The 21,262-nt window shown below is 59.9% G+C and carries 16 protein-coding genes; all 16 read left to right on the top strand.

Going from position 1 to position 21,262, the window contains the following annotated elements:
- Positions 1–3 precede the first annotated feature (3 nt).
- Positions 4–1,134 carry a glutamine-hydrolyzing carbamoyl-phosphate synthase small subunit gene (carA, locus tag DDIC_RS07560; protein ID WP_136399873.1) on the top strand — a complete coding sequence of 377 codons (1,131 nt, stop codon included), beginning with the start codon at positions 4–6 and terminating at the stop codon, positions 1,132–1,134.
- A gap of 335 nt (positions 1,135–1,469) precedes the next feature.
- Positions 1,470–3,416 carry a sigma 54-interacting transcriptional regulator gene (locus tag DDIC_RS07555; protein WP_136399872.1) on the top strand — a complete coding sequence of 649 codons (1,947 nt, stop codon included), beginning with the start codon at positions 1,470–1,472 and terminating at the stop codon, positions 3,414–3,416.
- Positions 3,417–4,418: 1,002 nt separating this feature from the next.
- A complete protein-coding gene (locus tag DDIC_RS07550) occupies positions 4,419–4,631 on the top strand; it encodes a 4Fe-4S dicluster domain-containing protein (protein ID WP_348769724.1) in 213 nt (70 codons plus the stop codon).
- Positions 4,628–5,779: a 2-oxoacid:acceptor oxidoreductase subunit alpha gene (locus tag DDIC_RS07545; protein WP_136399871.1), complete on the top strand. Its 1,152-nt coding sequence runs from the start codon at positions 4,628–4,630 to the stop codon at positions 5,777–5,779. Before DDIC_RS07550 ends, DDIC_RS07545 begins: the two co-directional genes overlap by 4 nt.
- 1 nt (position 5,780) lies before the next feature.
- Positions 5,781–6,578 carry a 2-oxoacid:ferredoxin oxidoreductase subunit beta gene (locus tag DDIC_RS07540; RefSeq protein WP_136399870.1) on the top strand — a complete coding sequence of 266 codons (798 nt, stop codon included), beginning with the start codon at positions 5,781–5,783 and terminating at the stop codon, positions 6,576–6,578.
- 4 nt (positions 6,579–6,582) lie between these two features.
- On the top strand, positions 6,583–7,131 hold the full coding sequence (locus tag DDIC_RS07535; protein WP_136399869.1) for a 2-oxoacid:acceptor oxidoreductase family protein: 549 nt from the start codon (positions 6,583–6,585) through the stop codon (positions 7,129–7,131).
- A 244-nt stretch (positions 7,132–7,375) separates the two neighbouring features.
- Entirely contained in the window at positions 7,376–8,548 is a 1,173-nt protein-coding gene (gene sucC, locus DDIC_RS07530) for an ADP-forming succinate--CoA ligase subunit beta (RefSeq protein ID WP_136399868.1), read from the top strand.
- On the top strand, positions 8,545–9,420 hold the full coding sequence (sucD, locus tag DDIC_RS07525; protein WP_136399867.1) for a succinate--CoA ligase subunit alpha: 876 nt from the start codon (positions 8,545–8,547) through the stop codon (positions 9,418–9,420). The genes sucC and sucD overlap by 4 nt, the downstream gene beginning before the upstream one ends.
- A 74-nt stretch (positions 9,421–9,494) precedes the next feature.
- Positions 9,495–10,928 (top strand): SLC13 family permease, encoded by a 1,434-nt coding sequence (locus DDIC_RS07520; RefSeq protein ID WP_348769723.1) that lies wholly within the window; start codon positions 9,495–9,497, stop codon positions 10,926–10,928.
- A gap of 107 nt (positions 10,929–11,035) precedes the next feature.
- Positions 11,036–12,415 carry an FAD-binding oxidoreductase gene (locus tag DDIC_RS07515; protein WP_136399865.1) on the top strand — a complete coding sequence of 460 codons (1,380 nt, stop codon included), beginning with the start codon at positions 11,036–11,038 and terminating at the stop codon, positions 12,413–12,415.
- 1 nt (position 12,416) lies between these two features.
- Positions 12,417–13,565, top strand: coding sequence for a (Fe-S)-binding protein (locus tag DDIC_RS07510; protein WP_136399864.1), 1,149 nt, complete (start codon positions 12,417–12,419; stop codon positions 13,563–13,565).
- Between the two features lie 93 nt (positions 13,566–13,658).
- Positions 13,659–15,122, top strand: a complete 1,464-nt coding sequence (locus tag DDIC_RS07505) for an SLC13 family permease (protein WP_136399863.1) — start codon at positions 13,659–13,661, stop codon at positions 15,120–15,122.
- Between the two features lie 17 nt (positions 15,123–15,139).
- The gene (locus DDIC_RS07500; protein WP_136399862.1) at positions 15,140–16,414 is read left to right on the top strand and encodes a hypothetical protein; all 1,275 of its coding nucleotides are present in this window, start codon (positions 15,140–15,142) and stop codon (positions 16,412–16,414) included.
- A 187-nt stretch (positions 16,415–16,601) separates the two neighbouring features.
- Positions 16,602–17,825, top strand: coding sequence for a transglutaminase-like cysteine peptidase (locus DDIC_RS13950; RefSeq protein ID WP_247647417.1), 1,224 nt, complete (start codon positions 16,602–16,604; stop codon positions 17,823–17,825).
- A gap of 92 nt (positions 17,826–17,917) precedes the next feature.
- Entirely contained in the window at positions 17,918–20,062 is a 2,145-nt protein-coding gene (locus DDIC_RS07490) for an HD domain-containing phosphohydrolase (RefSeq protein WP_136399861.1), read from the top strand.
- 28 nt (positions 20,063–20,090) lie between these two features.
- Complete coding sequence (locus DDIC_RS07485) at positions 20,091–21,098, top strand: hypothetical protein (protein ID WP_247647595.1); 1,008 nt, start codon at positions 20,091–20,093, stop codon at positions 21,096–21,098.
- Positions 21,099–21,262 lie beyond the last annotated feature (164 nt).

Below are 21,262 nucleotides of genomic sequence, written 5' to 3'. Positions count from 1 at the left end.
GTTATGAAAGCATTGCTGGTGCTGGAAGACGGTTTTACGTTGGAAGGCAAATCCTTTACCGGAGACTTTGAAACCGGTGGTGAAGTGATTTTCACCACGGGCATGACTGGCTATCAGGAAGTGCTCACCGACCCCTCCTATTACGGGCAAATGGTCTGCATGACCTATCCGCTGGTGGGCAACTACGGCATCTGCGCGGCTGATATGGAATCGGCCCGCGTGCACTGCAGCGCCTTTCTGGTAAAGGAATGCTGCAAGCAGCCCTCCAACTGGCAGTCTGCCATGGCCGTGCCCGCCTTTTTGCAAAAGTACGGCACGCCGGGCATGGAAGGTCTGGATACCCGCGCCCTTACGCGCCACCTGCGCATCAACGGGGCCATGCGCGGCATGATTTCCACCAGGGAACTGAACCCGGCTGCCCTGAAGGAAAAAGTGCTCGCCCAGCCCACCATGAAGGGCCGCAACCTTGTGCCCTTTGTGGCCGCGCAGGAGCCTTACGCCTGGTTTGACAACCAGCCGCAAAAGGTAAGCCTTGGCGCGGACGGCGCGTATGCGTGGCGCGGCACGGGCCTGCCCCTGCTGGTGTACGACTACGGCATCAAGTGGAACATCCTGCGCCGTCTGTGCGAAGCGGGTTTTGAACCCCTGGCCGTGCCGCCGAACTTTAACGCCGCGCGGGCCAAGGCCAGCGGAGCCAAGGGCGTTTTTCTCTCCAACGGCCCCGGCGACCCGGCGACCCTGACGGCAGAGATAGCCCTTGTGCGCGAGCTTGTGGGCATGTTTCCGGTTACGGGCATTTGCCTCGGGCATCAGCTCATCGGTCACGCCCTTGGCGGCACCACCGACAAGCTCAAGTTTGGCCACCACGGCTGCAACCACCCGGTGAAAGACCTGACCACTGGCCGCATCGAAATATCGTCCCAGAACCACGGTTTCCATGTGGTGCTGGACGGCGTCAGCGATGTAGAAGCCACGCACGTCAACCTGAACGACAACACGCTCGAAGGCCTGCGTCACAAGACCCTGCCTGTCATGAGCGTGCAGTACCACCCTGAAGCGGCTGCCGGCCCCCATGACGGGCAGTACCTCTTTGGGCGCTTTCGCCAGCTGATCGGCGAAGCCGCCGGGGCATAACCCCGGAACACTGATGCGCATATACGCGGTGCGCAACGCACCGTGCAAATAAAGACCGGCTGTCCGCAAGGCAGCCGGTCTTTATTTGCACGTATCCTGTGGGAGGGATGGCTGAAACTATTTCGTTGCCTGACGCGGCCTTGATTTAGTCAAGGCGCAGTTGGCGCGCAGCACCGGCCCCATCCCCCGCGTCAGACAGATAGAACGGCAACCGGGAGCGGTCGCCGTTTTGCCGTTACGCGCCCACGCGTGACATCAATTTTGACATGCGCTATGCTGGCAGACAAATCCGCGCAGGCTAACGTGTCGCCAACTGCGCGTAATCAGAGGGTTTCATGCCGCCTATTGTTGTCATTGCCCCAGAGAGCACCAGCTACCAGATCGTGCAGCGCGTTGCTACCGAGCTGGGCATTCAGGACAAAATTCTTCTGCAGCTTACGGGCCTCAGCCGCTCTCTCAGCGTTGCCCGCAAGGCGGAGGAAGAGGGCGCGTATGTCATTGTGGCGCGCGGCTGGTCTGCCAACCAGATTGTGGAGGCGGGCATACGTACGCCTCTCGTCTTTTTGCCCATCAGCATGCAGGACCTGGTCTACGTGCTTGATCAGGCGCTTACCAAGGCCCAAAAGCCCAACCCCCGCGTTGGTTTTATCGTCTACCCCCAGCTGCAGAAAGAACTGGTTGCCCTCAGCAGTCTGCTGCATGTGGATTTGCGCATCTATCCCAGCGGCAGCAACAGGGAGGATATGCGGCAGGCCATTGCCCAGGCGGTGCGCGACAAGGTGGATGTGTTTATCGGCGGCGAGACCTCCATCGGCATGGCCGAGAGCATGGGCTTGTGCTGCCAGCTGCTGGTCTGCGACGAAATGTCCATCCGGCAGGCCTTGCTTGAGGCCAAGCGCATTGTTTACGCCCGTGAGCTTGAGCAGGCCCAGAGCCTCAAGTTCAAGACCGTCATTGAGCATTCGCACGACGGTATTGTCTCGCTCGACGCCGAGGGACGCGTGCTGCTCATCAACCCTGTGGCGCGGCGCATGCTGCGGCTCAAAAACGACATCACGCACTTCAGTTACCGCGCCATACTCGACCTGCCGCAGATCGACCGCTGCCTGCTGCTCGGCAACAGCATTGAAGACGAAATGGCCGAAGTGGAGGGCAGAAAACTGCTGTTTTCCGCCATTCCCATCCATGTGGGCGATACCGTGCACGGCGCGGTCATTACCTTTCAGGAGCCAAGGGCCATTGCCGCCAAGGAGAGCAAGATCCGGCACGACGCCATGCATGCCGAGATGCTGGCGCAGCACAAGTTTGAAGACATCATCGGCATCTCGCCCTCCATCACGGCAGCCGTTGCCCGCGCCCGCAAGTTTGCTCCTTCCGCGCAGCCTGTGCTTATTCAGGGTGAAACCGGCACGGGCAAAGAGCTTTTTGCCCAGTCCATCCACAATGCCAGCCCGCGCAGCGATCAGCCCTTTGTGGCCATCAATTGCGGCGCGTTGCCGCAGTCGCTGCTCGAATCAGAGCTGTTTGGCTACGAGGAAGGCGCGTTTACCGGCGCAAGTCGCAAGGGCAAGCCAGGCCTGTTTGAGCTGGCCCATAACGGTACGCTGTTTCTGGACGAGGTGGCGGAACTTGATCTGCGTGCGCAACGGCGGCTTTTGCGCGTGCTCGAAACGCAGCGTGTGCTGCGCATCAGCGGCACGCGCAACATCTGCGTGGATGTGCGCATCATCGCGGCCACCAATGCCAACCTGTGGGAGAGGGTCAAACGCAACCAGTTTCGCGCCGACCTGTTCTACCGGCTCTCTGTACTGGTGGTTTCGCTGCCGCCCCTGCGCGAGCGCGAGGGCGATGTGGAACTGCTCATGCGCCATTTTCTCGCGCAGGGCGACGACACGGTGCTGCGTGGGCAGGTCATGGACCCCAAGGCGCAGGAAATGCTGAGCCAGTATGCTTGGCCGGGCAATATCCGCGAGTTGCGCTACTTTATCCACCGGTTATGCGTCACCATGCCCGAAACTCTTGACGCCGCCACCATCGAGACTGAACTGCTCATGCCTTTTGCCTGCCGCCAGACCGACTGCCGCAAGCCGCCGAACGTCTGCGCGGACCCTGGCCAGGACGTGCAGTCCGCCGACACGGCCCCGCCAGCGGCGGAAGGCGAACGGGAGCGCATTGTGCAGGCTCTGCATGCCAGCCACGGGCATCAGGGCAAGGCAGCCCTTATGCTGCATATGAGCCGCAGCACGCTGTTTCGCAAAATGCGTAAGTTCGGCATACGCTAGCGACCTTTTCCCCGCCCCAAAAGGCAGCCTTTTGCCCGCATGACTCAGGCGTATCAGCCAGTTGCCCGCCAGATTTTTTTCTATACCGCATACGCCTGCCATGGCCGTCCGACTGCCTGTCCATCTGGCAGGTTGTTTTGCGCGCTGCCTGCCCCGACCGCACCCGCCATTTTGTCCTCGCCTGACGCACGCCGCGCCAGCACTGCCGCATTTTGCCAAATGGCTGAGAGCTTGTTGATCTACCTGGTATTAATTAATAATATCAGGCAGATTTATTAGGTGCATAGGATAGCCTGGCATCAGCAGGGGGGACTTTGCCGTCTGGCTTGCGCGCTCAAGCCTGCGGGGTAGTGCCTTGAGTGACCAGAATGACCGAAAGTGAAACAAAATGTGTCAGTTTGTGTGCAAAATGTGTCACCTGTGCAACATAGCGTGCTATTGATACCAGGCGCATCGAGGGCATAGCCTGATTATATTGACAATTTTTTTGCAGCGGCCAGATGGCATAGAGATTGCTTTAGGTGAGTCTTGTAGACGAATAAGGTTGTTTTTATATCTTGAATGGACATTAGTGGCATGGGAAAAATTGATGGTTTTGGCTTTGCCTTAAGAGTTTGGCTGTTTTTTACGCAGTAAAAAACTTGTTGCTGCGTATTGCAGGTGCAAAATTTGTTTTTTATCTGTTTCAATAGACTGTTTATGTAAACAGTCTATTGCAAAGTTAAACCGCAATGTATGTATTTTAATTTTAATGAAGCGTAATGCAGTTGTTGTTTTTGTATAGGCGCGTCCTGATTACGCTGCTTGCACAGCCGGTTTCGCTACCGGGCAAGGCAGCGGCAAGCAAGGCAGGGGGCTTTTGGGCAAGCATAATGAAAAACAGGCAAAAAGCATCAGCACACGCTGCAGCTACCGAAAACAGGGATACAGCTCAGATTGCGCGGCCCGGCCGCGCTACGATAACCAGCCGGCTATCGGCACAAACCCGCATGGGGAATGATGATGGTGAACATCAACCGCCAATGGTGTAAAGGTTGCGGCATCTGCGTAGCCTTTTGTCCCAAAAAGGCGCTGTCCTTGGATGATGAGGGCAAAGCCTGTCACAATCCGGAGCTTTGCGTGGAGTGTGGCATGTGTGAACAGTATTGTCCTGATCTGGCCGTCACGGTTGAAAAGACCGGTAAGGCCAAAACCGGCAAGGGGGCAGCGGCATGAGCCAGCAAGATATCCTCTTTGTGCAGGGTAACGAAGCCTGCGTGCGCGGGGCCCTGTATGCCGGGCTGCGCTTTTTTGCAGGTTATCCCATTACCCCTTCAACTGAAGTGGCCGAACATCTGGCCGAGCAGCTGCCCCGCGTGGGCGGCAAGTTTATTCAGATGGAAGACGAAATAGCCTCCATGTGCGCGGTTTGCGGCGCATCGCTGGCTGGTTCAAAAGCCATGACCGCCACGAGCGGCCCCGGTTTTTCCCTCAAGCAGGAGGCCATCGGCTACGCCGTGATGGCTGAAATTCCCTGCGTTGTGGTCAACGTGCAGCGCGGCGGCCCCTCCACCGGTCTGGCCACCAAGGTGGCTCAGGGCGATGTGAACCAGGCCCGCTGGGGCACGCACGGCGACCATTCCATCATTGTGCTCACGGCGTCGAGCATTCAGGATGTGTTTCAGATCACGGTCGAGGCCTTCAATATGGCTGAGACCTACCGCACGCCGGTCATCCTGCTGTTCGACGAGGTTATCGGCCACATGCGCGAAAAGCTGGTCGTACCTGCGGCGGGCGAGCTGCCCGTGGTGGAGCGGCTGCATACCGAGGTCCAGGCCGGGGTCAACTACTACCCCTACCTGCCCCGCGAAGACGGCCGGTTGCCCATGTCCGACTTTGGCGGCGTGCACCGCTACAACGTCACGGGCCTGTACCACGACATCTGGGGCTTCCCCACTGAAAATCCCGAACAGGTCAGCAAGCTTGTGTACCATCTGGTGGACAAGATCGAAAACCGCGCTCACCTGCTGGCCCGCTGGAAGGAATATTATCTGGACGACGCCGAGCACGTCATTATTTCTTACGGCTCGTCGGCCCGCAGCGCCCGGCATCTGGTGGAGACCCGCCGCTCAAAGGGCGACCGCATCGGCCTGCTTGAACTGCAGACGCTCTGGCCCTTCCCGGCGCAGCTTGTGCGTGAAAAAACGGCCCATGCCCGCAATATTTTTGTGGCAGAGATGAACATGGGCCAGATCACCACCCAGGTAAAGCAGGTGGTGCAGCGTCCCGACCGCGTGTTCCTGGTGAATCGCATGGACGGTCTGATGCTCAACCCCACCGATATCGGCAAGGTCATGCGTGTTATTGAAGGAAGGGGGTTCTAACATGAGCGTGCAAAACATCCGCGAACGGTTTTTTCCCCATATCTGGTGCCCCGGCTGCGGTCACGGCACCATCCTCAACAACCTGCTGCACGCCGTGCAGGAAATGAACATAGACCCCTCAAACATGTGCATGGTTTCGGGCATCGGCTGCTCGGCGCGCATATCGGGCTATGTGGACTTTCACAGCATGCACACCATGCATGGCCGCGCCCTGGCCTGCGCCACGGGCATCAAGATGACCAAGCCAGAGCTTAACGTGGTGGTTCCCATGGGCGACGGCGACGCCATGGCCATCGGCGGCAACCATTTTATCCACGCCTGCCGCCGCAATATCGATATGGTCGCCATCATCATGAACAACCGCATCTACGGCATGACCGGCGGCCAGTATTCTCCGCTTTCGGGCGAGGGCATTCTGGCGACCACCGCTCCCTACCGCAGCATTGACCACGAGTTTGACACCGTAAAGCTTGCCATGGGCGCGGGAGCCACCTTTGTGGCCCGCACCACGACCTTCCATGTGAAGGAAATTGTCACGTTGCTCAAAAAAGCCTTTGCTCACAAGGGGTTTTCGGTGCTGGAGATACTTACGCAGTGCCCCACCTATTTTGGCCGCAAAAACAAGCTGGGCGGCGCTGTGCAGATGCTCGAATGGTATCGCGACAACACCGCCCAGCTTGGCTCCAAAAAACTGGAAGAAAACCCCCATCTGATTCCGCGCGGCGTTTTTGTAGAGGAAGACCGCCCCGAATACTGCACGGAATACGCCAAAATCATCGCAAAGGCCCACAAGGAGTAACGTCATGGAAAGATATCGCTTTCTCCTGTCCGGATCCGGCGGGCAGGGCATCATTACCATGGCCATTCTGCTGGCAGAAGCCGCCGTGCTGTATGAAGGGCTGGTGGCTGTGCAGTCGCAGTCATACGGGCCCGAAGCTCGCGGCGGCGCGACCCGCTCGGACGTGATTATTTCCGACAGCGAGATATACTTTCCCAAGGTAAACCAGCCCAATGTGCTTGTGGCCCTTACCGACGAGGCTGCGGGCAAGTATCTGCCCCTTATCCGCCCCGGCGGCATGTGCCTGTACGACAGCGACCTTGTGCACCCCTCAAAGCGTATCGACGCCGAGCGTGTGGGCCTGCCCATGCTGCGCAGCGTCAAGGAGACCTTTGGCGGCAAAACACAGGCTCTCAACATCTGCGTGCTTGGCGCGCTGGCGGCCATAACCGGCGCCGTGCGGCTTGAATCCATCGAAAAAGTGCTGGAATCGCGCTTTGCCGCCGTGCACCACGAAAACAACAAAAAAGCCCTGCATCTGGGCGCAGGCCTTGCTGGCGAGGTCAGGCGCTGACGGCGTTTTTACGCAGCGACGGGGGCGCACCCTCTCCCTGTCGCTGCCATAAACGCTGCCTGGCGGCTGTGCAGGCGGCTGTCAGGCGCTGATGGACCTCCCGTGGCGGAAACTGATCCGCCGCGGGAGGACCAAAACCTCAGACTTGCGCATGATCAAGGGGCTCAAGCGGCGTTTTACGGTGCGCTGCCCCCTTGCAGCATGCAGGTTTACGCCTCTCTCAAAACAAACTTCGAGGATATGCATGAACATCCACGAGTATCAGGCAAAAACTCTTCTGGCCCAGTTCGGCGTACCCGTACCCCGTGGGCTGCTGGCTGAAACCCCCGCCGAGGCCCGGCAGGCGGCGCTGCAGATACCCGGCCCCGTCTGGGTGGTAAAGGCGCAGATACACGCGGGCGGTCGCGGCAAGGGCGGCGGCGTTGTGGTGTGCAAAAGCCCCGACGAGGTCGAGGCCGCGGCGCAGCGCATTATCGGCATGCAGCTGGTAACGCACCAGACCGGGCCGCAAGGCAAAAAAGTGCACAAGGCCTGGGTAGAACAGGGAACCAACATCGCCCGCGAGCTGTATCTGGCCGTGGTGCTTGACCGTGGCGCGCAGTGCCTCACGGTGATGGCCTCGCCCGACGGCGGTATGGATATTGAAGAAGTCGCCGCAAAAACCCCCGAGCGTATCTTTACCACCCGTCTTGACGGCGGCCACCGCATCTGGCCCTTCCAGGCGCGCGCGCTGCTGTTTGGCTGCGGGCTGACGCCCGCCCAGGTCAATGCGGGCACAGCCCTGCTGCAGAATCTGGTGCGTCTGGCGGCGGAAAAAGACGCCGTGCTGGTTGAAATCAACCCGCTTGCCGTCACCGTCGAGGGCGAGCTGATGGCGCTGGACGGCAAGATGGACTTTGACGAAAGCGCCCTCAAGCGGCACCCCGACATCGCAGCCCTTGAAGATCCTGAAGAATGCGACCCGCTGGAACGCAAGGCCCGCGAACTTGGCGTAAACTACGTGCGCCTTTCGGGCTATGTGGGCACCATGGTCAATGGCGCTGGCCTTGCCATGGCCACCATGGACGCCATCAAGCAGGCCGGGGCTGAACCGGCCAATTTTCTTGATGCCGGCGGCGGCGCCAACGAGCAGATGGTGGCCGCGGGCTTTGAGGTAATGCTGTCCGACCCCAACGTGCGGGGCATACTCATCAATATATTTGGCGGCATCCTGCGCTGCGACATCGTGGCCCAGGGCGTCGTGAACGCGGCCCGCAAGGTGGACCTCAAACTGCCGCTTGTGGTGCGCCTTGAAGGCACAAACGTGGAAGAAGGCCGTCGCATCCTGCGTGAAAGCGGGCTGAACTTTGAAACAGCGGCCAGCATGAGCGAGGCGGCTCACAAAATTGCGGCCCTGACCGCCGGAGGTGCGGCATGAGCATACTCGTCAACGCACAGACAAGGGTGCTGGTGCAGGGCCTGACAGGCCGCGAAGGCATGTTCCATACCGAGCAGATGCAGGCTTACGGAACCAGGGTTGTGGCGGGCTGCACGCCCGGCAAGGGCGGTCAGAGCGTTCTTGGCGTGCCGGTGTTCAACACCGTTGCCGAGGCCGTGCAGCAGACCGGAGCCGACGCGAGCGTCATCTTTGTGCCCTCAGCCGTTGCGGCGGACGCCATCTGCGAAGCGGCAGACGCAGGCATAGGCCTTGTCATCTGCATCACCGAGCATATCCCCGTGCTGGACATGGTGCGGGTCAAGGCTCGACTCAAGGCCACAGGCACGCAGCTTGTGGGTCCCAACTGCCCCGGCGTCATCAGCCCCGGCAAGTGCAAGATCGGCATCATGCCCGGTTACATCCACAAACAGGGCAACATCGGGCTTATCAGCCGTTCCGGCACACTCACCTACGAGGCGGTGCATCAGCTTACCTCGCAGGGGTTGGGGCAGAGCACCTGCGTGGGTATTGGCGGCGACCCTGTGCCCGGCCTGTACTTCACTGATTTGTTGAAGATGTTTCGTGCCGATCCCGCAACCCAGGCTGTCTGCGTGATCGGCGAGATCGGCGGCGATGGCGAGGAGCTTGCCGCCGCCTATATCAAGGAAAGCAGTTATCCCAAGCCGGTCTTTGGCTTTATTGCCGGTCTTACCGCCCCCAAGGGCAAGCGCATGGGGCACGCCGGAGCCATTATCAGCGGCTCAAAAGGTCGCGGCGAAGACAAGATCGCGGCCTTGGAAGACGCTGGTGTTAAAGTAATACATGAACTTGGTTTGCTGGGCGAAACCGTTGCAAGGTTTATGCGGGGGTAAGGTTATCCACCGGTAATAAAAAGATAATATGCATAGATTCTGGTAGATTCGGGCGGGCGCGCCCGCCCGATATAATGTTTAACCTGAAAGCAAGGGTGCGTATGAAAACAAGGCAGCTCTTTTCTTTGCTAGCGGCAGTTGCGGCCATGCTAGGCATTGCTTTTCTGGTTCCTGACCTGCAAGGGTTGGATGCCAAAGGGCGGGCGGCGCTTGGGGTCGGCGTGTTTGCCATTATCGTATGGGTGACGCAGGCACTGGATGACGCCCAGAGCGGCTTTTGCATCGTTACGTTTCTTGTTTTGCTGGGCGCGGCCAAGGTGGGCCCGGCGCTTTCCGGCTACGCCAATACGGGCGTGTGGATTGTGGTGCTGGGTCTGGTCATGGCCGCAGGTATGGAAGTAAGCGGACTGTCGCGGCGCATGGCGCTAAACATGGTAAGTCTTGCGGGGGCCTCGCCGGTAAAGATGTACTGGGCAGTGGCCCTCATTACGTTGGTAATGACGTTTTTTATCCCTTCGCTTGGGGCCAAGACCCTTTTGCTCATGCCCATCATCGCCCAGATGGGGCACGCCTTTGGGGCGGAGAAGGGCAAGAGCAACATGGTCAAGGGCCTCATATTTGTGGTGACCATCACAGGCACCATGTACTGCCTTGGCATCATGACCTCGCATGCGGCCAACCCCATTACTGCCAGCCTGCTTGAAAAAGCCACCGGCCAGCCTGTGACCTGGGCGCAGTGGTTCAAAATTGGCGCGCCGCCGGCCTTTGTGTGCGGTTTGCTGGCCGTGCCCATCCTGCTGTGGATGTGGCCCCCGGAAATTACCGACATCAGCGCCGGGCAGACCTATGTGCGCAAAGAGCTTGATGCCCTTGGCCCCATGAGCCTTGTTGAAAAGTACACCATGGGCGTTTTTTTGGTGACCCTCGCCTTGTGGGCCACGGATACCTTTCACCGCATCAACCCCACGCTGGTCGCCATGATGTCTGTTCTGGCCATGATCGCGCCCGGTCCGCAGCAGATCATGACCTGGAAACAGGCGGAAAAAAAGGTTCCCTGGAACATTTTTATTGTTTACGGCGCTGGTCTTTCCATGGGGGCTGTGCTCGTTTCGTCCGGCGCGGCGGCCTGGATTGCCAGCACGTTTTTCAGCCCGCTGGCCTGTTTTGACATCAAGCTGCAGGTTGTCATTCTCATCTGGATCATGCTTGTTCTGCAGTGTCTGTTTACCGGGGCAGGGCCCAAAACCACCGCCCTTACCCCTGTGGTTATTGCCTATGCCACAACCCAGGGCATTGATCCCACGCCTTTTGTTCTGCTTGTGGGCATGAACATGCTGCACCAGTACCTGCTGCCTGTTTCAAACCTGCCCAACATCATCGGCCTTGCAACGGAAGAAATCACCCCCGCCGAACTCATCAAGACCGGCGCGGTCATGAGTTTGTTTGGCGCAATTTTTATGAGCATCATGGTCTACACCTACTGGACGTGGATCGGCATGTTCGGGTAACGCCGACGCTGACATTTCTGTAGAATCGAAGGCGGGCCGTTGCGTACCAGCGGCCAGCCAGACGGGATATTTGCGTGTGCGGCAAGCTAACATCACTGGAGGAAACCATGGCAGGGGAATACCTAACTTCGCTCACCCCTGAGCATAAGAAGTTTCTTGAAGAGTTGTTCAAGGACGGCGTGTCGTTCGACCCCAAGGTGCTGCGCGTATACGCCTCTGACGCCAGTCTGCTTACGGGCACGGTGCTGGCCATGGTGCGCCCCCAAAACGCCGGACAACTGTGCGAGTTTATGCGCTGGGCCGATGCCGAGCGCGTGGCCGTGCACCCGCGCGGGCGCGGTACCAGCCTCTCCGGCGGCTGCGTGCCTACGGTTCCCGGTATTGTTGTTTCCATGCTGGGGATGGATAAAATAATCGAGATAAGCAAGGAAGACTTTGTGGCCGTGGTGGAACCGGGCGTGAACACGGCCCAGTTTCAGGCCGAGTGCGAAAAGCTGGGCATGTTTTACCCGCCTGACCCGGCCAGCGGCAAGGCGACCAGCGTGGGCGGCAATGTCATAACCTGCGCCGGAGGCCTGCGCGCCGTGAAGTACGGCGTCACGCGCGATTATGTGCTTGGCGTCGAGGCCGTCTTGCCCGGCGGCGAGCTGGTGAAATTTGGCAGACGCACCCACAAGGACGTGATAGGCCTTGACCTTGGGCGGCTGTTTGTGGGCAGCGAGGGCACGCTTGGCATCATCACCAAGCTTATCGTCAAGCTGTTGCCCAAGCCCGAGGCTTCTGCCTCGGTACTGGTGGGCTACCCGTCGCTGGATGCGGCTCTGGCTTCCATGGGCAAGGTTTTTGCCGCAGGCATTTTGCCTTGCGCCGTGGAATTCATGAACGAAACCGTGCTGGAAATCCTTACCAAGACCGGCGAGGTGCCGTGGCCCGACAGCGTAAAATCGCTGCTGCTGTTTCAGGTGGACGGCAGCAAGGACTCCGTGCCGCTTGAAAACGCCCGCCTTGCCCGACAGCTGGACGATGCCCTGTGGCGCATGGAAGGCGTGGGCAAGGAAGAGGAAGACAAGCTGTGGGCCTACCGGCGCAGGGTATCGGCCGCATCGTACGTGCTTGGACCGGACCGCATCGGCGGCGACATGGCCGTGCCGCGCGGCTCCATACTCAAGGCCGTACGCCGATTTGAAGAAATTGCGGCCAGCAACGGCAAGCGTCTTATCGGTTTTGGGCATGCGGGCGACGGCAACATCCACGCCAACCTGCACTACGACGCCTCCGACCCCGACGATGCCCGGCGCACGCAAAAAACCCACCACGAGCTTGACGCGGCGGCCCTGGAGTTTGGCGGCAGCCTTTCCGGCGAGCACGGCGGCGGCTGTCTGAAGGATGTGGGCAGGCAGCTGGGGCAAAAGGAGCACGCCCTCATGCAGCGTCTGCGCCGTGTATTTGACCCCAACGGCATTCTTAATCCCGGCAAGGGGTACTGACATGAAACGCGGATGCACGCAATGCGGCGAATGCCTGAACGTGTGCCCTGTGTACGCGCTCTATAAACGTGAGGAATATTCCCCCAAGGGCAAGCGGCTGCTGCTGGAGGCCATTGACCCCGAATTTGGCGGCAACCCCGATTCTTCCATGCCCTGGGACGACATACGCACGCTGGCGCGTCTGTGCGCCGGGTGCGAACGCTGCCAGCGGGCCTGCGCCCGCAAGCTCTCCACCTGCGATCTGCTGGCCGAGGCCCGGTCGCGTAATCCGCACTGGACGCAGGCAGTTTGGGATTTGTGGATACGCCGTGTTGGCCCCCTGTGGCCCATGGCTGGCAAAATCGCCATGCTTGCCCCTGACGCGGTCATACCCGGCGTGCTGCGCTCGTCGGTCGATACCGCCCGCGCCCTGGTTGACCTGCCGCCCTGCGACCCATGGGTGGCGCTGCGGCCACGGCAAAAGGTCAACGGCGTCAAGGTGGCCCTGTTTAGCGGCTGCACGGCAAAAAACGCCCGTCCCCGCTGGATATCCAAGGCCCGTCAACTGCTTCAGGGCTGGGGATACGATCTTGTGGACACTGCTGATTTTGCCTGCTGCGGCGGCACGTTGCACCATGCCGGGCAGCTGGGTGCGCTGGCCGAGGTGCGCGAGCGCAATCTTGAACTCTGGCGCAAGGCGGGCAAACCCCTGATGGCGAGCTTTTGCGCCTCGTGCAAGCACAGCCTTGACGGCTATACAGCCGTTATGTCGGCGGAAGAAGGCAAGGAATGGAAGCAGAAATGCGTAGGGCTTTCGTCTTTGCTTGTGGAGCCGCAGGCAACGGCTACGGGCCATGCCCCGGCGGTTGTTGGCTACCATCAGCCCTGTCACTGGGGCCTGGCCGACCCTGACCTGCCGCTGCTCAAAAGCTGGTTGCCCGGCCTGCAAAAGGGAACCGCCCTGTGCTGCGGCATGGGCGGCATACTGAAAATGAGCAACCCGGACCTGTCCGCAGACATGGCCCGTAAATGTATGGAAGGCTTTGCGCCTGAGGTCAGGCACATAGTCACCGGCTGCAGCGGCTGCGTGATGCAGCTGGCGTCGGTGGCGGGACAAAACAGGCAGGTGCGTCACTGGCTTGATGTGGTAACACTGGAGGAAGATCGGTAGAGCGGGACAGACCCCCATATGGCAAGCACACCCTAATGGATGCAGGGGCCGCCCGCCTGGGTGAAGCCCGTGCTGGCGCAAGAGGAGGTTTTCATGGCCAACAGATTTGAGGAGTATGGTAAGAAATACGGCACGGTGGTGGCGGTTGCGGTGGCCCTGTTGGTGTGGCTGCTGCCCACGCCCGATGGCATGAATATAACGCAGCACAAGCTGCTGAGCATATTTTCCGGCGCGGTGGTGCTGTGGATCACCCTGAGTGTCTCGGTGGCGACGAGCAGCTTTATCATTGTCTCCCTGCTGTATTTCTGGGTGGGCAATGCCGAGGGAACCGTCAAAAATGGCCTACTGGTGCATAATGCCGGGTTTTCGCTGTCGGGCTTTTCCTCTCCCGCCCTGTGGCTGCTTATTACCGGCTTTGTCATTTCCATTGCCATGACCGAAACGGGCATGGCCCGTCGCGTGGCCCTGCACCTTATGCGGCTGTTTGGCAAAAAACCGGGCGGGGCCATCCTATCGCCCATGATCGCCAACCTGCTTGTTGCGCCGCTCACGCCGTCAAACACCGCCCGCACGGCAGCCATGCTGCCCATTGTGGAGGGTGTCGCCCAGGCCTACCGCGTCGAGCCAGGCAAAAGCAACTTTGGCAAGGCGCTGTTTATTGCCAACACCTTTGCCTCCAACATCACGGCAGGCGGCTTTTTAACGGCGACCATACCCAACCCTGTGGCCATCGGCATGATGATTACGGCCATGGGCGGCGCTGCCGTGGCCACCTCATGGGGCTTCTGGGCGCTGGCGGCCCTGCCCACCACCCTGATTGTGCTTGTGGGCAGCCAGTATGTGGTGCGCTGGATATTTCCGCCCGAGATGAAGGACATCCCCGGCGGCCTCGACTACATAGAAAAAGAACTGGCGGCCATGGGCCCCACCACCGGGCGCGAAAAAAAGGCCATGCTCTACTTTTTGCTGGCCCTTGTGCTGTGGTCGACGGACATGTGGCACCACTTCAACTCCACCATGGTGGCCTTTGTGGTCAGCACGCTCATTCTTGTGCCCGGTATTGGGGTGCTCTCGTGGAAGGACGCGCAAAAGTCCATACCGTGGGAGCTCTTTGTGTACTTTGGCGGGGTCATTACCCTGAGCGACGTGCTCATGAAGACCAAGGCCTTTGAATGGGTCATCAAGAGCGGCCTCACCGCCATGGGCCTCACGCAAGTCAACATGCTGCCGCTCATGATCGGCCTCATGGGCTTTACCATTTTCAGTCACGTCATCTGGTCCACTACCACGGCCATGGCTGGCGTCATGATACCCATCTACATCGGCCTTGCGCAGACCTTTGGCTTTCCCATTGCAGGCTTTGTGCTGCCGCAGGCCATCCTGATGGGGTATGCGCTGTTTTTGCCCTTTAACACCATGGGCAACATCATCATGTTTGGCGCGGGCTACTACACGGTCAGCGAGCAGCTCAAGGCAGCCTTTGCCGTGGGCATATTTGCCTGGCTGGCCTGGGCTGCTACGGCTCTGGTGTGGTTTCCCGTTATCGGTCTTATTTAAGCAAACAGGAGCAGACAATGACCACAACCCGCAGGCCCCTGCCGCCCATGGCGCGTATTCGCCAGTCTTTTGTCAGACCAAGGGTGGGGGATGCCGCTGCTGAAATGACCGCCCAGATGGAACTGCTCGCCCCGCGCATCAAGGCGGGCAGCACCGTGGGCATCACGGTGGGCAGCCGGGGCATACAGAATATCTGCGCCATGCTTGAGGCGGCCATAGCGGTTGTGCGCCGCTGCGGCGCAACCCCGGTTTTGCTTGCGGCCATGGGCAGCCACGGCGGCGGTACCCCCGAAGGGCAAAAAGAGGTGCTGGACAGCCTGAACATTACCGAAGAGCGGCTGGGGGCCAAGGTGGTTACCTGCGCCACCTGCCGCAGCATAGGGCAGACCCCCGACGGTCTGACCGCGCACATGCTTGATTCCGCCTTTTCGGTCGACGCCATTATCCCCATCAACCGCGTCAAGACGCACACGTCCTTCAAGGGCTGCGTGGAGAGCGGCATGTGCAAGATGCTGGTGGTGGGGCTGGGCGGCCCCGGCGGGGCGGGGCAGTTTCACAGCCTTGGGCAGTCGCAGCTGCCGCGCCTGCTGGTGGACGTGAGCCGCATTATTATTGAAAAAATGCCCGTTATCGGCGGCGTGGCCATTGTGGAAAACGCCTATGAAGAAACCGCCCGCATCCAGGCCCTGCTGTCTGAGGAAATGATCGAACGCGAGATCGAGCTGCTGACCTGGTCAAAAACCCTCATGCCCGCACTGCCCGTGGACAGGCTGCACGGCCTGATAGTGGAAGAAATGGGCAAAAACTTCAGCGGCACGGGGGCGGACACCAACATCATCGGCAGGCTGCGCATTCAGGGCGAGGCGGAAATGACCAGCCCGAGCATCCGCTATGTTTCAGTCATGGACCTTTCGGAAGAATCGCACGGCAACGCTACGGGTATTGGGCTTGTGGACTTTGTGACCCAGCGGCTCATCGACAAGGTCGACCGCAAGGCCACCTACCTCAACAACCTCACCACCACCTTTGTGACACGCGCCTTTTTGCCCACATGGTACGATACGGAGCAGGAAGCGCTGGAAACCATGATGTTTTGCCTGCGCAGCATCCCGCAGGACGAGGTGCGGCTGGTGCACATACCCAACACGCTGTACCTGACGGACTGCTTTGTGAGCGAGGCGGTGCTCAGGGAGCTGACCGACACCAAGCGCTTTACCGTGGTGCACGGGCCGCGCCCGGTGCTGTTTGATGCAGAGGGGCAGCTGGCCGACCGCATCGGCAGGCCGCACTGATCAGAAGCGGACAAATAGCTGATATGCCCATAGGGGTTCAGGCAAAGGGGTCGCCGGGCGGCCCCTTTTGCGTGGCATTTTATCCGCAGCATGCCGAAAAATAAGCCGAAAGACCTGTCCTGCACTGGACGAGCGGTGGGCTGCAGTATAGTATGCCGCAACATGCACTCCTGTATTCGGTGAGCCTATGCTCAAACTTCGGTCCCCCAAATTTATCATTACTGCCGCTCTTGCTGGGTGCATGGCGGCCCTGTTGGCGTATCTGCTGTGCTGGACGCACGGCTGGAATCCCGCCTGGGCAGAGGCCGTAAACCCGCAGGCTCCGGTAATTGCAGGCAATGCGGATACAGGCAATGCCGCAGTACCCGAGTCCCCGGCTGTTTCTTTTGACTCGGCCAGGGGCGACGCGACCCTGAACAGGGTTGAAAGGGGGAATGCGGAACAAAACGGCGCAGGTGATGAAAATAGCGCCGGCGTTGAGCCGCAGCCCGGCCAGCCGTCTGGCCAGACGGACGCGTCCGCCGGGCAGCAGCCTGCACAACCCTCTGATCAGCAGAGGGGCCAACCCGCCGATCATACAGCGGAACAGGCGCCATCATATCTAGCGCAAGACCATGAGCAGAACCTTGCGCCAGACGTAGCCGCAGACGGCGCGCCAAATCAGCCAGCCAATCATGCCAGCGGGCAACCCCATGATGCGGCCAGTGCGCCCGACGCCTCCACCGCCGGGCAACAGGCGGGGCAAAAAGCCGCGCAACCCGCGATACCCCAGCCCGACCAGACAGGCGGCAGCAAGGCCGCGCCCGCCGCACCCTCTGCGTCAACCGCGCAGGCTGCCACAGCGCACGACCCAAAGATACAGCTTTTTGGCACAGTTGAATTCAAACGTCCGCTGTCCACCTTGCCGGGCTGGCTTGATCTGCTCAAACGCAATAGGATGGACCCTGTCTTTGTGCCCGGAAAGGTCTTCAAAAAAAGCGTCACCTGGGACAATTTTAAGTCCAAGGCTCCGGTAAACAACAAGATGGAGTTGCTGCGCTATGTCAATTCATTCTGGAATACCTGGCCGTATGTGGAAGACATCGTCAACTGGCGACAGGAAGACTATTGGGAAATTCCCGCCGAATTTCTGAAAAAATCCGGCGACTGTGAAGATTATTCCATCATCAAGTATTTTACTCTCAAGGAATTGGGCATTGCGCCCGAAAACATGCGTATTGTGGTTGTACGCGACACCATCCGCAACTTTGCCCACGCCGTCCTGGTCGTGTACCTGAACGACGACGCTTTTGTGCTTGATAATCTGAGTAATTCTGTGCTGTCGCATACCAAGGTGCGGCAATACAGCCCCCAGTATTCGGTCAATGAATTTGGTCGCTGGGCCCATCTGAAGGGCCGCAAAATAGAGTAGAGACGCTGAAACCGTACGACGCGCTTCGCCAGCGCTGCAGGCATGGCCCGCAGCCGCGCTGCGCCAATCGTGCCATGCAACAGGATACGCCTATGAAAATGCAGGAACTTGACGAGCAGACCGTTGCCGGGCGCTATCGCCTCAAAAAGGCGGCTGTGGCGGCTGTGAGCCTGACGCTGCTGGCTGTGGCCGCAGCCGTTGCGTATGGTCTGTGCACCTTGCAGCTGAAAAACGTCACGCAGGATATTTTGAACAACCAGCGCGAAGTGCAGCAGTCATGGGTGGACAAGTCGCTGGAGTCCATACGCGCATGGCACGCCTCTGTTGTCGAGCAGGCGCGGCTTGTAAGCAGCGCCGAAATGTTCCGCCTGTTCGCGGTGGATGTGCGCAATCTGGGCGCGGACGGGCAGGCGCGGCTTTCCGCGCCTGACGCCATGGACAACGGCGACGAGTCGCTGCGCAACATGGCGGAGCAGATGGGCTACATGCAGGATCTGCTGCGCGACTTTACCCGTAGTAAAAGCTGGGTTTCCGCCAGAATAGTTTCGCCTGCCGGCAGCCCCTATGTGGCGCAAAAGGATGATGCGCCTCTGGGCGACGCTCAGGCGGCCCTTGTGGCGCGGGCCGTCACGTGCAAGACCGTTGTTTTTGGCCCTGCGCGCCTTCTTGGCGACGCCATGGTCATGGATTTGGCCGACCCCATGTACGAGGTGCTGGGGCGCGGCGAAAACGCCCCTGTCGCCGTGCTTTTTGCCACCATTCCCATGGATGGCGTGCTGGCGGGGTTTCTTGCCCTGCGGCAAGACCAGTATGGCGGGTATTTGACCTGCATATTGCAACACGCGGGCAACCGCACCGAGGCCGTGCTGCTGCGCGATGGCAAAGCCGTTCTGGAACCTGTGCGGTCGTTACCGCTGGCCGAAGGCCTTGTTTTTAAACGCAGGCGGGCACTGGTGGAGGGCGGCGAGGCCTATTCGCTTGGCAGCTATACCAAAAGCCTTGGCTGGCTTGTAACCCTTGAGGCCCCGGCCGATCTGGTTGACGCGGTTGTGGAAGGTCAGGCCTGGCAGGTATATGGGCTCGGCATTTTGGGCAGCCTTGGCACGGCGCTTCTGCTGGCCTTTATCTGGGCTTCGCTGGTGAGCCGTTCGCACAGGGCGACGGCGCGACATTTTCAGCACTTATATGCGGTCATCCGCCAGCAAAAGATCATGCTCGACAGCGTGAACGCATCGCTGCAGGTCGGGCTTATGCTGATGGACAAAAATGGCCGCCTGCAGATGTGCAACCCCGCCTTCAGCCAGATGGCAGGCAGGGACGAAGCCGAGCTCGCGGATGCGCCGGTGGGCGACGTGTTGCCGCCAGATGCCGCCGCCCGCCTTATGGACGGCATGGCCCAGGTCACCGGCAGCGGCAAGGAGGACAGCATAGAAATTTCCATTCCGCAGCCTGGTGATATACGCCTTTTCCGCGTGACGCTGTTTCCTTTTGAAGAGGGCGACACCCCTGGCACGGCAGGCCGGGGCGGTTGCGTGGGCATTTTTCAGGATATTACGGAGTTTCGCCGTCGCGCCGAGGCCGCGCGCGAGCGGCAGGCCAACAGCATCGCCGCCCTTGTGCGGGCTATCGAAAGCGTGGATGTGAACCTGATCGGCCACTCCCTGAAGATGGAGCATGTGGCCGACCTGCTTTCCGGCTCCATGAGCCTGCCCGACAAGGACAGGGAAACCCTGCGCCTTGCCGCCCGTCTTTCGCAGGTGGGCAAGATTTTTGTGCCGCGCGAGCTGCTCACCAAAAAGGGCAAACTCACGCCCGCTGAGCAGGCCGAAGTCATGCGTGCGCCGGAATACGCCTTCCGCATCCTGCGTGACATGCAGTTTAACCTTCCCGTGCCGGAAGCCGTGTTCCAGATGGGCGAACGCATGGACGGCACCGGCCTGCCCCAGCATCTGGCTGGCGAAAACATTCATCTCAATGCCCGCATCCTGGCAGTTGTCAACGCTTTTTGCGCCATGGTCAGCCCGCGCTCATACCGCGCGGGCATGCAGCCGGCAGAAGCCGTTGCCCTGCTGATGCAGGACAAGGGCTTCGACAACGAAATTGTGGTTGCGCTGTCGCATGTTTCCCCTGCCGCGCTGCAGCAGGCCATAGCAATGGCCGATGCCGCCAGCAAAAAGTCCGCCCAACCCGCAGGTACAGCAGCGCCCGCGCCTGCGGATTCTGCCGCAGCGGGCTAGCCGCCGTAATATCATGCAGAAAAGCGTGATGCATACTGCAACGGAGGCGGGCGAGGCCGAAAAGATCGACGTGGCGGTGAATATTTTTGCCAAGCCGTATCAGACCGCCCTTTCCATCCTTTCGCTGCTCAGGCAGAGCGGCAAACATGTGGGCAACATCTGGCTGCAGTTTGAGCCATACGGCTCGCAGTACGACATCGTCAGCCCCTATGCGGTGGCGCAGTACCTGAGCGGTCAACTTGGCGAGCGCTGTCGGGTGTTTCAGCCTGATTACTGGCTTGATCTCAAGGCTGCGGATCCTGAGCGCTTTCATGAGGCTTCATACCGTTACGGCATCCGCTACCAGTATGCCTTTGAGCACAGCGCAAGCCGCAAGCTTTTTTTGATGCACAATGATGTGCTCGTGTTGCAGGATGTACTGGGTTTTTTGCTCGGCCAGATGGGCAACGCCGTGGCGGTGGGGCATCTTGGCCAGTGCTGGAATTGCCCGGCCCATGTGGAGGAGCTGACGCGCGAGGTTATGGGCTGCGGGCCTTGCAGCCCGCAATCGTATCTGGATTTTCGGCCTGAATACGGGCAGTTGCAGCAGCTTTACGCTCTGGCGTACCAGCGCGGTATTTTTGCAAGGCCGTATCAGGTGGGGTTTGCGGGTATTTTTGACCAGCAGCCATGGCCTCTGCCAGAGTGCCGCATCAACGAGTGGGCCTGCCTGCTTGATCTGGAGGCCTCGCGCCCCTTGTGCGTGCCGCATGGCCCCATTTTACCCCCCGGCGCTTACCGGCAGTGCGGGCCGGTCTGCCTTGATATTGGCGTGGAGTGGTTCAGGGGCATGCACGCCCGCGGCATGGTTGCCCGGCACGTCGATCTTTCGCGCCATCTCAAGCACTGGGTCGGCACTGGCAAGGTCACTGCCCGCCGCTATGCCCTGGCGGAAGAAAATGCCCTCAAGATTCTGCTGACCAGCTTTCCCGCCTATTGCGACTGGCTGCGCGGCACCATCGACAACAAACCCCTGGGCGTGTGCGACGTACGCTGAGCAAGCTCACCAGCGCGCGGCATTGGGCCGTCTTTTTTAACCCGTAGTGTTGGCTGCGGTTTTTTTATGCCCGCAGTACTGCAGCCTCGCCACCAAAAAGGCGTCGCCCACAATGGACGACGCCCGACACGGGAAAGAAAGGTTTGCAGCGCTATCCCCAACGC

It is taken from the genome of Desulfovibrio desulfuricans, assembly GCF_004801255.1.
Taxonomy (GTDB): Bacteria; Desulfobacterota; Desulfovibrionia; order Desulfovibrionales; family Desulfovibrionaceae; genus Desulfovibrio; species Desulfovibrio desulfuricans_C.
This window is presented reverse-complemented; position numbering and strand designations above follow the sequence as displayed.

Bases quoted from the DNA above. Each gene is read 5' to 3' on its own strand.
- DDIC_RS07550 (WP_348769724.1), top strand. From the start codon at position 4,419: ATGGTGAACATCAACCGCCAATGGTGTAAAGGTTGCGGCATCTGCGTA.
- DDIC_RS13950 (WP_247647417.1), top strand. From the start codon at position 16,602: ATGCTCAAACTTCGGTCCCCCAAATTTATCATTACTGCCGCTCTTGCT.
- carA (WP_136399873.1), top strand. From the start codon at position 4: ATGAAAGCATTGCTGGTGCTGGAAGACGGTTTTACGTTGGAAGGCAAA.
- sucD (WP_136399867.1), top strand. From the start codon at position 8,545: ATGAGCATACTCGTCAACGCACAGACAAGGGTGCTGGTGCAGGGCCTG.
- DDIC_RS07540 (WP_136399870.1), top strand. From the start codon at position 5,781: ATGAGCGTGCAAAACATCCGCGAACGGTTTTTTCCCCATATCTGGTGC.
- DDIC_RS07555 (WP_136399872.1), top strand. From the start codon at position 1,470: ATGCCGCCTATTGTTGTCATTGCCCCAGAGAGCACCAGCTACCAGATC.
- sucC (WP_136399868.1), top strand. From the start codon at position 7,376: ATGAACATCCACGAGTATCAGGCAAAAACTCTTCTGGCCCAGTTCGGC.
- DDIC_RS07485 (WP_247647595.1), top strand. From the start codon at position 20,091: ATGCATACTGCAACGGAGGCGGGCGAGGCCGAAAAGATCGACGTGGCG.
- DDIC_RS07505 (WP_136399863.1), top strand. From the start codon at position 13,659: ATGGCCAACAGATTTGAGGAGTATGGTAAGAAATACGGCACGGTGGTG.
- DDIC_RS07545 (WP_136399871.1), top strand. From the start codon at position 4,628: ATGAGCCAGCAAGATATCCTCTTTGTGCAGGGTAACGAAGCCTGCGTG.
- DDIC_RS07510 (WP_136399864.1), top strand. From the start codon at position 12,417: ATGAAACGCGGATGCACGCAATGCGGCGAATGCCTGAACGTGTGCCCT.
- DDIC_RS07490 (WP_136399861.1), top strand. From the start codon at position 17,918: ATGAAAATGCAGGAACTTGACGAGCAGACCGTTGCCGGGCGCTATCGC.
- DDIC_RS07520 (WP_348769723.1), top strand. From the start codon at position 9,495: ATGTTTAACCTGAAAGCAAGGGTGCGTATGAAAACAAGGCAGCTCTTT.
- DDIC_RS07535 (WP_136399869.1), top strand. From the start codon at position 6,583: ATGGAAAGATATCGCTTTCTCCTGTCCGGATCCGGCGGGCAGGGCATC.
- DDIC_RS07500 (WP_136399862.1), top strand. From the start codon at position 15,140: ATGACCACAACCCGCAGGCCCCTGCCGCCCATGGCGCGTATTCGCCAG.
- DDIC_RS07515 (WP_136399865.1), top strand. From the start codon at position 11,036: ATGGCAGGGGAATACCTAACTTCGCTCACCCCTGAGCATAAGAAGTTT.